This is a genomic window from Chryseolinea soli (assembly GCF_003589925.1).
Taxonomy (GTDB): Bacteria; Bacteroidota; Bacteroidia; order Cytophagales; family Cyclobacteriaceae; genus Chryseolinea; species Chryseolinea soli.
Genome location: NZ_CP032382.1, coordinates 4,521,270 through 4,534,853 on the forward strand (window position 1 = coordinate 4,521,270; position 13,584 = coordinate 4,534,853).

Here is a 13,584-nt window from a genome sequence, read left to right on the forward strand (position 1 = left end):
AACGGCGGTTGCTTAAAGTTTGTTTCGGTCAAACGCATTTTCAAGGGCAGTCACGATCAGGTCGCATTCATCTTTCGTGATGGTTAACGCCGGGCGAAGGGTAAGTATGTTTCCCTCGATCACTTTGAAGGCCACGCCTTGCTCCAAACAATCATACATGATTTGTTCTGCGTACGCTGTTGCACGTGCTTTGTTCTGTGGATCACGGACCAGGTCGATCCCGAGATGCAATCCTTTTCCCGCCACATTACCCACAACGGGAAAGCGTGTTTTTAATGCTGTCAGTTTTTCAAACAAATAGTCTCCGAGTAGTGCTGCGTTGGCCACCAGTTTATTTTCCTGGATGTACTCAATCGCGGCAAGCCCCGCAGCCGAACACAATGGATTTTTTTCGTGGGTGAAATGGCCGATCGAGCGGTGTTGCAGGACGTTGAACTTCTCTTTGGTGACAATGCCCGCGAAGGGGAGAAGACCACCGCCAAGAGACTTTCCAAGCACCAGGACATCGGGTGTGACGTAGTGCTCGCAGGCGAACCACTTGCCCGTCCGGCCAAAGCCTTCAATGATTTCGTCGAAGATCAACAGGATGTTGTGACGGTCGCAAATTTCCCGGATCTGTCGCCAGTAATATTCCGACGGCACCACCGGCGTGGAGGAGATCGGTTCAGCGATGATCGCCGCGATGTCGGGATGACGTTGCAAGATAACTTTTAGCTGACGCAGGTATGCTTCATCAATCGCCTGCTGATCGGTCAGCGCCCAGGGGTTGCGATAGTAGTTGGGGAACTCGATGTGAAATGCGCCGGGGATCATGGGGCCTTGGCCGGTAGAGAAATGTTCTTCACCACCAAGGCTCGATGCCTGGAAGCCGTTGCCATGGTAGGAATCCCAGAAGGAAATGGTTTTCCATTTTCCCGTAACATGTTTGGCCAAGGCCACGGCCATTTCGATGGCTTCCGACCCCCCTGGACAAAACAGAACGCGCGTCAATTCGGGCGGCGTCACTTCCACCAACTTTTTAGCAAGCTTAACCGCGGGAATGTTGGTGTAGCGCCGGGGTGTGAAGGCAAGGTGTTCGCGCAGCTGTTTAATGACTGCTTCGATGACATCCGGATTGGAGAAGCCTGCGTTATGCACGCCGTTGCCATGGAGATCGAGATAGCGTTTGCCACGGAGATCTTCGATGTAGGCGCCTTCGGTTTTTGTCAACACGTTCATGACCGGCGTAGACAAAGCCTGGTGCAAAAAATACTGGGCATCCTGGTCAAGCCAGTACCGGGTGTGTTCGTCGAGGGTGGCAATGTAGGCCGCGCGAAGATCGCCGGTGTTGATGTCGCCTTGTTCTCTTGAAATTTCAGCGTCCATGGAGAATGCTTTGAAGATTAATTTAGATAGAGTACGTCGGCCGGAATTATTTGCTTGGTGATGCCGGGCCCCTTGTAGAAGACATCGATCCAGCTTCCGCCGCCTTCGTTGAAATAGGTTACCGTGATCGGGTGCAGGCCGACGGGCAACGTCACTTTGCCGCTTCTTTCCAGGGTGCCGTGGCCGCCGTCGTTGTCCACTACTTCCTGGTGGTTGATGTAGAGTTTGCTGCCGTCGTCGGATGCGGTGTAGAACGTATATTCTCCAGGTGTATTAATTTTCAGGTGACTCTCGAATTTGACCGCAAACTGAGTATCGCGGTGGCGAATGGAATCGACTCTGAATTCGTAGAGCTTTCCGCTCGACAGGGCGTGGATCTTTTCGAAGGCGGGCAACTTGTGCCAGTCGCTGCCCTCGTAGTAACTGTAGCGCGTGCCTTGAGGACGGTGGCTGTCGACCAACCTAAAGTAGCCTTTTGCGATCGCGCTTTCTTTGGCTTGTGAAAAACTTTTTGCTTTTAAGACAGCACTGTGTTCCAAAGAGAAGGGTCCGTTGTAAAGGGATGATGTGCGGCTTGGATCGCTTCCATCGAGGGTGTACCGGATGGTGTCGTCGGGTTGGCCGGGTTGAATTTCTACTACCGGTTTCTTATCGATGAATAAACCGCCTGCGGGATTATTGAGTTTCGCTGCGGGCAGAATGATGGGCGCGCGCAGTTCTTCTTGTTTTACTTTTGCCACTTCGTCGGGGAAACCTTCGAACGCGCTTTTCACCGGTTTGCCAATCCAGAAGTGCGGCGGTTCAACATGTAATGCGAACGCTACGGTGGCGGCGTTGTCGTATTGAAATACGGGATATTTGATCTCGTGATTTTTCTTTACGGACTTGCCATAGAGGATGAAGGGAATTTCAATTTCAGCAAGCGTCTCGCCTCCGTGTCCCTTCCCAATGCCGCCGTGATCGGCCGTGACGATAAACAAGGTTTGGGCATACGTTCCGGCAAGCTTGGAGGCATCAATGATTTTTCCCAACAGGGAGTCGGCACGGCTGACGGCTTTGTAGTATTGTGGCGTTCCATGACCGTAGGTGTGACCCGCGTGGTCAACGTGATCCATATGCACAAACGTAAGCACCGGTTTTTTTGCTTTGATGTAGGCCACGGCTTTGTTGGCGGCATCCTCTTCGCCATCAGCGTCAATTGCATAATTGACGGCGCTGTGTTCGAACAGCCGGCCAAAACCATCCCAGTCATAGATCACGGCAATTTCCGCATCGGGCTTTGCCTTGCGAACGACGCTGAAGATGGTGGGCGAGATGCCCTCTTCTCCGGCCACGACCGTGGGCAGCGTAAAGTCATCCCGTTCCCACTCGTTGGAGGTGATGCCATGTTGCTCGGGGCCAACGCCCATGATCATCGTGGCCCAATTGGTGCTGCTGGTCGTGGGCAATACCGCACGGGCGTGCATCGTGTGGGATCCATGCTCCATAAAGTAGTGCATGTTCGGACTCTCTGCGTGCAGCACACCGTCGGGACTCATGCCATCGACACCGATGATGATAATGTGTTCAATGCCCGCTACCGACGGATTACTCTCCGGCGATGATGTACACGCCGAGGCGATCGCCAGGAGCATAAACCAGCAAATGTTTTTGGGTGCGTATGCTTTTGATCGACTTCTTGTTTTTTGTAGTGTAATGTTCATGTTTTTTTTAACTTTTGTTCATCATCCTTCAATGGAGAGAGGCCGGTATTTCGACCGGCCTCTGAACCAACTCAATCTAACTTCTCAATCTAAATCGCACACATCGTTAACTTCTATGGCGCTATTTTGGTCAAGGTCACACCGTAGTCGCCTACGGTTTTTGGCCGCCCACCCGAGGGGCCGCTGTAGGTGAATGACAACCGGATGGCATAACCTTCTTTCATGATATCGATGCGGGTAACGGGCTCGATATTGTTCAGGACAATGGCCGTGTGGGTGTCATCGGTCCATGACCAGGAGCCGTTATCGCCTTCGAAGAAATAAAGGGCGCCGTCGGCAGCGAATTGGCTGGGGTTGTAGTCATCATCGATCCGGAAGGTGAGCACCAGGTCATCTAACACACCGGGTGTCGTTCCGAAAGGAAGCGTGGCGTCTGAAGCCTGCGCCCATTGACCCCGCATGGACACCGAAGCTTTCTGCGTATCACTGAGCTGTATATCGGCTTGCGGATCGCCATGCTCATCGCATCCGGCCAGCAGCAGGATGATCGGGAACACGATGCTTAAATAGGATATTCTTTTCATAGCTGTAAATTGAAAGCGTTTTACTTGACGATAATGATTTTTATGATCTTCCGGATGTTCGCAGACTCTACCTGCAGCAGATAGAGTCCTGGTTCATAGGCTGTGTCTACCGTTACCAAACCTTCGGTCTCGCTTTTCTTTTGCGTCCACGATTTCAGGAGCATACCCTGGCTGTTCAGCAAGCTGAGTTGCAGATCGGCCGCACGGGGCAAGCGATAGGCGAGGGTTACGTTGCCGCCGTTGGTTGGATTGGGATACGCCACAAAGGAAGGCGCATGGTTTTCCGCCTCGGGCACACCGACAATGATCTCTCCATCGCCACCGGCACCATTGCCTTTGTCTTCGTTGTAGATCTTGCTTACTTCTTGCGGGGTGACTACGCGGTTCCAAATCCGGATGTTATCCAGCAAGGAAGAGAAGTCGGCCGAATAAGCACCGGTTCCGTCTTGCATGATCGTGAGCGGCAATCCCGAAGTGAGGCTGCCGGGAATGAGCGACATATCGTAGGAGTCTTGCGCTGGATCGGTTTGTTTCAATGCGCCATCGAAGTACACATTCATTTTTGCATCGCGATCATAAGCGACCAACACAAAATGCCAGCTGCCGTCTTTGAGGTTGCCGGTTTGGTTGTCGTCAGCATCCCAATCCAACCGGCCACCATTGCCATCGGAGGTGCTCACGGTCCAGTGGTGTGCATCGCTCACATCGGCGTCGTCGAGGCCGACGATGAAACCGCGATTGCCGCCGCTGTCCCAATTTTTGTTGCCGATGATCACCGGGTCGCTGGGAACAGGAATCAGCGGATTGATCTTCACCCAAAAACCCACGCTGAAATCGTTCGTTCCAAAATCCAACTCCGGCGCCAGGGGAAACTGGGCATGCGCCCGGGCAGGGAACAGCGCCACATCGCCGCGATCGGGATCTTTGATAAACTGCGCGGGTTCGGCGCCCGCGTCAGCCGCGTTGATGCCATGGCCACTGAAGTCGGCGAGGTTGCTGTTCAAGGGAAGGAATACCGTGGCCTCATAAGGCTTGTCGGCAGGGTTGTACATCGCCGCCACTTCGGCGGCGGTCAGCACTTTGTCTTTCCAGAGGCGCAAGTCGTCGAGACGGGCGGCGAAGTCAGCCGGGTAGGCGCCCGTGCCGTCCTGCATGATCGTCAACGGATGGGCTGGGGTGAGTGAGCCTGGGATGAGTGTCATGTCGTAGGAGTCCGGTGCGGGGTCCGACTGATGGAGCAAGCCGTCGAGATACACGTTGAGCTTGGCGTCGCGGTCGAAGGCTACGGCCACAAAGTGCCATTTGCCGTCTTTGAGGTTGGCCGTCTGGTTGTCGTCCGCATCCCAATCCAGCCGGCTACCGTCGCCGTCGGATACGCTCACGGTCCAGTGATGGGCATCCGGCGAATCGGCATCGTCAAGACCGATGATGAAGCCGCGGTTGCCGCCGCTGTCCCAATCCTTGTTGCCGAAGATCACCGGATCGCTGGGCACCGGTGTGGCGGCATCGATCTTCACCCAGAAGGCCACGCTGAAGTTGCCTGTGCCGATGTCCAGCTTTGGATCGAGCGGGAACTGTGCATACGCCTCTGCTGGAAAGTTGGCGACCTTGCCGCGCTCTGCATCGTCGATAAAGGTTGTGGCTACAGTGCCTTTGTCCGTGGCATCGAGGCCGTGACCGGTGGCATCTTTCAAATCACTATCAAAAGGCAAATAGGCATCGGCACCATACGAAAGGTCGTCTTCGGGTTTCGCAGGAACAAATGCATACACCGCAGCAATTTCTCCGGCGCTCAATGCCTTGCCTTTCCAGATGCGCACATCGTCCAGCCAGGCGGCGAAGTCTTGACCATAATGTCCGGTGCCGTCCTGCATAATGGTAAGCGGCAGACCGGCGTCCATGTTGCCCGTGATCAGCGTAAGGTCTTTGGAGTTTGCCGCGGCATCCGTTTGTTTCAATGCGCCGTCGACGTAGACATTCATCGTGGCCTGACGATCGAAAGCAACGGCCACAAAGTGCCAGGTGCCGTCCACCAGGTTGGGAGCGTCGTTCTTGCTGGCGGCCCAATCCAGGCGAGTGCCGGCACCGGCGGCGGTGTTCACCTTCCATAAGTCGGACGTCGGGTCATCTGCGTTGTTGAGCGAAACCACAAAGCCGGCGTTGCCACCGCTATCCCAATCCTTGTTGCTGATGATCGACGGGTCGCTGCCGGGGATGGTGGTATCATCTATCTTGATCCAAAAGGCAACCGTAAAATCTTCCGTGCTCAAATCGAGCGCTGGATCCAGCGGAAGCGTTGCGTGTGCCGCCGCCGGGAAGTTGGCCACCATGCCGCGGTCGGCGTCATTGTCGAAGGATGTATGGGCGGTGCCGGCGTCCGTGGCATTCAAACCGTTGCCGCTGGCGTCGTTCAGGTCACCATCGAAGGGCAGGTACACCGTAGCACCCAACGCTGGGTCTATGTGATAGCCGTTGTCGTTGAGGTCGGTAACTTCAGCGGCCGTGAGCACGCGGCTGTAGATCAGGATGTCGTCCAGGAAGGCTTCGAAGTCGGAGCCATAGTGACCGGTAGCATCCTGCATGATGGTGAAGGGCAACGCGTCGGGAGCAAGATCGCCCGGGATCAGCGTCATGTCTTTCGAGCTGGGCGATGCATCGGTTTGTTTTAAAACGCCATCCATATAAACGTTCATGGTGCCATCGCGATCGAACGTGACGGCCACAAAGTGCCAGGTGGCATCGACTAAGGTGGCCGCGCCGTTCTGATCTGCCTCCCAATCCAACCGTTGGCCATTGTGATCGGAGGCGTTTACTTTCCAGCGGTGACCAGCGGCATCATCGGCGTCGTGAAGCGACACCACGAATCCTGTGTTTCCACCACTATCCCAATCTTTGTTCCCGAGAATGGCCGGGTCGCTGGTGGGAATGGTGGTGTTGTCGATCCTGATCCAGAAGGCAACCGAAAAATCGTTGGTACCAAAATCCAGTTTCGGATCGAGGGGCAGTGTAGCGTGCGCCCCGATGGGGAAGCGCGCTACCGGGCCGCGTTGAGCATCCGCCTCGAACTTCGTGGATTCCGTGCCGGCATCCGTGGCGTGTAAATTATTGCCACTGGCGTCCTGCAAGTCTGCATCCAGCGGGAGGTAGACGGTTGGCGCTTGCGCCCGGATAAAGCCGCAGGGAAGGAGCAGGCATATACCGATCGTCAGTAGAATGTTCTTCATATTGGAAATATTTTTCATGTGGTAATGTTCTGATCGTTAAGCTTAGTTCTTATCCCACCACACACGGGTCTGTGTATTGTCGGGACCTTGAACCGCTACAGCGGCATCATAATTTTCACGGTTCGTGTTCTGCTCCGAGAGCGGATAGATCATGCGAACCGGCACAAAACCCAGCGAGGCGGGACCGGGTGTGATCGTGGGCACGCCCGTTCTTCTCCATTCCGCCCAGCCTTCAAAGCCGCAGTTGTAAAGGCTGATCCACTTTTGCAAATGGATCTTGGCGAGTTTCTCTGCTTGCGTGCCGGTGTACGCTACGGTGGCCTGTGTATAATAGGCAGCATCCGGCTGCACGTCTGCCGCCGTCGGGAAGGTATAGTTTGAAGGAATACGGCTGGCGTAATAATCAAAGTTTGCCTGCATACCCTCCTGATAATACTGCGCTGCGTTGCCTGTGATGAAACCGCGCTCGGCGGCTTCGGCCAACGTGAGTTGCTGTTCCGCGTAAGTCAAGATCAGTGTCTGAACGGCCGTCTTCGATGCCAGCGCAGGGTTTGCTTTAAGGGGTGCCCACAACAAACCGGGCAACGACTGGTTGGTAGGACCACCGTTGTAATTGGCTTCGTCTGCAATGCCATTGGGTACGCCGGCATACTGAGGATTTGCACCACCTCCGGTAGCAGGCGTAGGTTGCGCGAAAACGTATAAACGCGGATCGTTTAAAGCTGTCAATTGATCGACAAGCGTTTTCGATGCGGTGCAACCATATCCAAAATCGTTATAGTTGGGAAACTCGTTATTGACCTGGTCGAGGTATTGAAGCGCAGCCTGGTCGCTGTTGCTGGTAAGGAGCGGATAGCTTGTGGGATTGCTCACGATCTCCGACATCTCCGCGCTGGGATCGACGCGGTCGGAGATGCGCAACAAGCATCTGAGGCGAAGCGCGTTGGCAAACATTTTCCACCGCATCACATTGCCATTGAAAAGGATATCACCGGTGACCACTTCATTGCTGGTGCTGAGCAGGTCGTTTGCTTGCTTAAGATCTGCAAGAATTCCCTGGTAGATCGTTTCCTGTGCATCATACTTCGGGAAGTTGATGCCGTCGGTTTTTGCCTTTACCCCTTCGGTATAAGGAATATCACCGTAGATGTCGGTCATCGAGTGGAACAGGAACGACTTCCATACCAGCGCAATACCCTGATAGTTCTTCAGGTTGCCTGTTACGGAGAGGTTATACATATTCATCACGTCCCTGAGGCGATCATAGTAGCTCCAGAGGAAATACCCTTCGGCATCCCCGGCCGACCAATCGAATTGACTGACGAACTGATCGGTGGTGTAATCGGCAACGATGTTACCGCGGTTCCATGATCCATTGAATGAATCGCTCATCGACGAACGGATGATCCCGGGTAGCAACAACGCGGGGTTGGTCAGACTCTCGGGTTGATTCGGGTTCTTATTGATCTTCTCGAAATCGTTGGTACAACGTGTAGCGCTGAGGTTGAATGCGATCAGCGCTAAAATGAGTTTTATATAGTTTGCTTTCATGATCCTTGCAGATTAAAGTTTGAAGCTCAGGTTAAAGCCGTAGCTCTTGGTGGAAGGGAGACTCATGTTCTCGAATCCAGGTGCAAGGCCGCCGCCGGTGGTCGCCATGGTTCCTTCCGGATCGAAGTCTTTGTTCGAGCTCGGCGTCCAGAGTTTTAGGTTCCGTCCAACCGCCTGTATTCTGACTTCCCTGAATGGGAGCTTGCCCAGCCATCGTTGCGGAATGGTGTAGCCAAGGGCAACTTCCCTGAGTTTTACAAACGATGCATCGAATACCTGGGCTTCCGAGTTGTGATCGTAATATTGTTTGTAGTAAGCGCGTGCGCTTGTGCCATAGATGCCTTCGCTGGCCGTATTGTCCGTGCTGATGCGGTTTTGCTGATAGGTGCCGTCGGGCATTTGCGCGGCGCCTTCGTGATAATACGGTACTGCGGGATCGTATTCCGTACCCGGTGCGCGCGCCGCTCTTTCAATGGCGGACGCGGCAAGAATACCGGCGCCCATGCCTTTGTTGTAGAACCTCGAGACGAATATTCCGCCCTGGCGCATGTCGAACAAGGTGCGCAACGAAATTCCCTTCCATGAAAAGGTGTTGTTGATGTTGGCGGTCCAATCGGGATTGAAGTTTCCGAGGTAGATCGGGTTTGTGGTCTTGATCGGCACACCGGTGGAATTAATGATGATCTCGCCTTTCATTGGGCCGTCGTCGGCCACGCGCTCAAAGCCCGGTCCGTAGATGGCGCCCATGCGCTCACCGACTCGGGCTTCGATCGTCGCCTCTTCACCGGGCGCCGTCTGCACGTAGGCTGGAATGCCGGGAGCAAGCTCGATCACTTTATTGCGGTTACGTGCGAAGTTGAAAGCAAGGTCCCATCGGAATCCATTGTCGAGCATCACGGGCGTTGTTTTCAGCATGATCTCGATGCCCTTGTTCTGAATCTCACCGGCATTGATCTTGCGGCTGTCGTAACCGCTGGATCCTGCGAGCGTAAGGGGAAGGATCTGGTTCTTCGAACGCGTATCGTACCGCGTTACATCGAGATCGATCCTGCCTTTGAACAACACGACGTTGATGCCGAGTTCATGAGTATTAACAGATTCAGGCTTCAATTGCGGGTTTAGCAGCGCGCCGGATTCACCAAGCGACGGTGTATTTCCCCACGTAACGCCCGAGCCATACACTGTATTCAAAGAATAGGGATCGGTATCCCTCCCAACGTCCGCCCAACCGGCGCGGACTTTGATCTGGTTGATCATTTCCGGAGCATCAAAGAACTCGTTGATCAATGCGCTGGCGGAAACCGAAGGATAGAAGTAGGAATTGTTTCCCGTGGGTAACGTGCTCGACCAGTCGTTGCGTGCGCTTACATCGAGGAATATTTTGTTGTCGTAGTCGAATTGCGCGAACGCGTACAAACTGTTCACGCGTCTCTTCGAATTGTATTCATTTCGGTCCAGGGCCGCGGCGTTGTTGGTGAGGTTGTAGATACCCGGCACCGTGAGCCGCGGAGCCTTTACATCGAGGTAGCGGCTGTCATCGTCGCGGCGGTTGCCGCCAAAAGAGATCGAAGCACCAAACCGTCCTTCTTTTTTCAGGTCATAGCGAAGCAGGAAGTCTGTATTCATTTCACGCGTATAGATATCGTTTACACGATAAGAACCCAACGGATTGTCAACCGTGCTCCAGGCTTCGCGGAATGTTCGGTGATCGATCGACCAGTCGGTCGCGGTGCGGATCATGAGACTCAGGTTGTCGGTAAAGTTATAGGTGAGCGCAACGTTGCCGAACACCCTGTCTTTATCTTGTGTACTGGTATTCTGATATTGATAGAAGAACGGGTTGTTGTGATTTTCACCGTAGTTATACTGGAACTGCTGAATGCCTTCCAGGCCGGGTTGCCAGTAGTTCCGCAGGCTGTTCATGTTTACCTGGCGCGTCATCCACAGCATGAAATACATCGGCGTATTGCGGCCGTAGCCTTGGTCCGGGCGGTTGCTGCTTTCCGATTTTACGTAGTTTAACCGTACATCGGCCTTTAATCGCTTGGATACCTGCATCGATGCATTGAGCGCGAGGGTGTTGCGGGTGAGATCGTTGTTGGGCACAATACCTTGTTGCTTGTTGTTGGTATAGGAAAGCCGGAAGGTTGATTTCTCGTCACCACCGGTAACCGCCACGTTGTTGAAAACGGTGTGACCGGTCTGGAAGAAATCTTTTACGTTGTTGGGTTGCGACACCCATGGCGTAGGGATGATGTCTCCACGATTGGGAAGATTGACGTCGCCGCCGCGAAAACCGTTGGTTGTAGGAGAATCGAACTGTGCCCGCTTGGGGCCATAGTTCAAACGAGGTCCCCAGCTTTCGTCGAATCCGTCCTGGACGCCGTTGGGCATCGCGGTGAGGTCACCCTGGTAGCCGAAGTTCGATCCTTCGAACTGGCCCGAGTTGCCGCCGCCGAACGCATTCTGAAAACGGGGAAGACGAAGGACGTCTTCGAACGTAGCACCGGTGTTTACCTGGATGCCTATACCTTGTCCGAGCTTACCTCTTTTCGTTGTGATCATGATCACACCGTTGCCGGCGCGCGAACCATAAAGGGCTGATGCAGCGGGACCTTTTAATACGTTTACACTTTCGATGTCGGCGGGGTTTATCTCGGCAGCGCCGTTGCCAAAGTCGGCGCCGGAGGTGTTGTTGATGTCGTTGTTGATCTGAATACCGTCGATGACGAACAACGGCTGGTTTTTGTTGAAGTCAAGCGACGATTCACCGCGAAGGATCACGCGGGTTGAACTTCCCACGCCGGCGTTCGAACGAACGTCGAGACCGGCCACTTTGCCCGAAAGCAGGTTGGTGAAGTTGCCGTCTCTGGCTTCGATGAGTTGGCTGCCGGCGACTTCTTGCGTGGCATAGCCCAACGATTGCTTTTCTCTTTCGATACCCAACGCTGTCACCACCACCTCATCGATCTGCGTGGCGTCCTGCTGTAGGGTTACATCGATGCGGGTGCGGCCGTTCACGACGATTTCCTGCGGGGTGTAGCCCACGAAGGTGAACACCAGCGTGCTGGTCGCTTCAGCTACTTCAATGCGGAACGAACCGTCGGCATTGGTCACCGTGCCCACTTGCGTACCTTTTACGACGATGTTGGCACCGGGAATGCTTTCGCCTGTGGCAGCGTCGTTCACTTTGCCTTCCACCGTCAACGCGGTTTGCGCATAGACGGATGGCGCATGCCATAGCCCGAAGCTGATCATGGCCAGCATCAGGCCGATGTGGATCTTTTGTGCGTGTAAAAATCTTTTCATTGTATAAGGATGTAAAATTGGTCCGGATCGGTTGCGGGTTTGCTCCACTAAACCCTGATTCAATAGTTGTAAACATTGTTTACTTATACTGAACATGTACCAAATATTGGAAAATATCTCCGGCGCGGCGTTACGTGAACGTTAACAATCCATTACGCTATACAGAATCGGACCCCGGGAGCATGGGGTGGGCACAATAAAAGAATGGCGTCACCGCAGACGGGCGATGCGCTAAAAAGTTAAGAAAGAATCGACGCCCAACGAGGCATCTATACGGTTAGCGGACGCCGCTGCTCGCGACGTCCAGAGCATTTTCAAGAATGGTCAGCGCTTCCGACAATTGCGCGCGCGTGATGATCAGCGGCGGCGAAAGCTGGAGCACGTTGCCCTGCGAAACCTTAAAACTCAACCCGTGGTGAAGGCATTCGTACATCACCGTCTCCGCTTCCTGCACCGCCTTCTCTTTTGTCTCACGGTCTTTCACGAGTTCGACACCCCACAACAATCCGATGCCGCGCACATCACCGATCAACGGGAACTTTTGTTGCAAGCGCGCCAACTGTTCGCGCATGTAATGGGCGTCGTCGCGCACTTTCTCGAGGAGATGGTTTTCTTCAATGTATTCCAGCATGGCCAAGGCTGCCACGCTTCCCAGGGGACTTTTTTCAAACGTGAAATGCCCCAGTGAAATTTCCGCGGCAATGTTGTAGGACTCGCGGGCCACAATGCCCGCCATAGGGATGACGCCCGCGCCGAGGCCTTTGCCCAGGCAAACGATATCCGGTTCGATATCGTAATGTTCGAACGCAAACATTTCTCCCGTGCGCCCGAAGGCAATGGGAATTTCGTCCAGGATCAGGAGCACGTTGTGGCGTGTGCAGATCTCACGCACTTTTTTCCAGTACGTCTTCGACGGGATTTGCACGTCGGTGTTGCGTATCGTCTCTATTAAGAAGGCACCGATGTCGCCTTCTTTTTCGATCACATATTCGAGATACTCGGCATAGGCCACGTCGTCGTTGCCATTCGCGCTGAAGGGGCCGCGATAAGTGGTGGGAGGAGGGATGCGTTCAACACCCGGCGCGAGTGGACCCATGCCTTTGCGGAAATCGCGCTCACCCCCGGCGGCGATGGCATCGAGGGAGGCGCCATGAAAAGAATCCCAAAGCGAAATGATCTTATGCTTGCCGGTCACCAGGCGCGCCAGCTTCAGGGCCATGCTGATGGCAGCACTACCCCCAGGGGCAAAGAGCACGCGCTTTAAATCGCCGGGAAACAATGATCCTAATTTTTTAGCCAGCGCAATCGCGGGAAGGTTCGTATAGCGGCGGGGTGAGAATGCCAGTTGGTCCATTTGGGCTTTCACGCGGTCGAGCACGAAGGCGTTGCCATAGCCCAACTGGTGGACGTTGTTGCCATGAAAGTCCATATATTCTTTTCCGCGGATGTCGGTCAGATAAATATCGTGACAGGAGGCCAGCACATCCAGACACGGCGTGGAGAGGGATTGATGCAGGAAATAGCGCGCATCCTCATCCAGGTAGTGTCGCGTTTCGGGGTGTTCGATCACCGCATACCAGGAAGTTCGGGACGCCGATAAGTTGATATCGCCTTCGGTGCGCTGGGGAGAGCCGCTCATAACTACTAAATAAGTTTTATAAAGACTAAACAAATATCCCTGATTTTCCCGATCCTTTCCGCCTTTGCCGGGGATTATGTTTTTGTTAAAGGAAACCCGCCGGGCAGCTTTCGGAGTTTCGCCACCGAAAGATCCGGCAACGCCTGGGCGGCCCAAAAAACAAGATTTTTTAACACGAACATGAACCCTAAGGTGTGGAAGATTGTATT

7 protein-coding genes are annotated in these 13,584 nt (G+C 54.1%); all 7 read right to left on the reverse strand.

Annotated features, from left to right (window positions below):
* Positions 1-12: 12 nt before the first annotated feature.
* The 7 genes from pbfA to D4L85_RS19375 all read right to left on the reverse strand — a co-directional run bounded on the left by pbfA (position 13) and on the right by D4L85_RS19375 (position 13,375).
* Positions 13-1,365 carry a (R)-1-hydroxy-2-aminoethylphosphonate ammonia-lyase gene (gene pbfA, locus D4L85_RS19345; protein WP_119755851.1) on the reverse strand — a complete coding sequence of 451 codons (1,353 nt, stop codon included), beginning with the start codon at positions 1,363-1,365 and terminating at the stop codon, positions 13-15.
* A gap of 17 nt (positions 1,366-1,382) precedes the next feature.
* Entirely contained in the window at positions 1,383-2,999 is a 1,617-nt protein-coding gene (locus tag D4L85_RS19350; protein ID WP_160143849.1) for an alkaline phosphatase family protein, read from the reverse strand.
* 182 nt (positions 3,000-3,181) lie between these two features.
* Positions 3,182-3,652: a hypothetical protein gene (locus tag D4L85_RS19355; RefSeq protein ID WP_119755853.1), complete on the reverse strand. Its 471-nt coding sequence runs from the start codon at positions 3,650-3,652 to the stop codon at positions 3,182-3,184.
* A gap of 20 nt (positions 3,653-3,672) precedes the next feature.
* Positions 3,673-6,876 carry a LamG-like jellyroll fold domain-containing protein gene (locus D4L85_RS19360; protein WP_160143850.1) on the reverse strand — a complete coding sequence of 1,068 codons (3,204 nt, stop codon included), beginning with the start codon at positions 6,874-6,876 and terminating at the stop codon, positions 3,673-3,675.
* Positions 6,877-6,918: 42 nt separating this feature from the next.
* Positions 6,919-8,427: a SusD/RagB family nutrient-binding outer membrane lipoprotein gene (locus D4L85_RS19365; protein ID WP_119755855.1), complete on the reverse strand. Its 1,509-nt coding sequence runs from the start codon at positions 8,425-8,427 to the stop codon at positions 6,919-6,921.
* A 12-nt stretch (positions 8,428-8,439) separates the two neighbouring features.
* The gene (locus tag D4L85_RS19370; protein ID WP_160143851.1) at positions 8,440-11,736 is read right to left on the reverse strand and encodes a SusC/RagA family TonB-linked outer membrane protein; all 3,297 of its coding nucleotides are present in this window, start codon (positions 11,734-11,736) and stop codon (positions 8,440-8,442) included.
* A gap of 277 nt (positions 11,737-12,013) precedes the next feature.
* Complete coding sequence (locus D4L85_RS19375) at positions 12,014-13,375, reverse strand: aspartate aminotransferase family protein (protein ID WP_119758861.1); 1,362 nt, start codon at positions 13,373-13,375, stop codon at positions 12,014-12,016.
* Between the last annotated feature and the right edge of the window lie 209 nt (positions 13,376-13,584).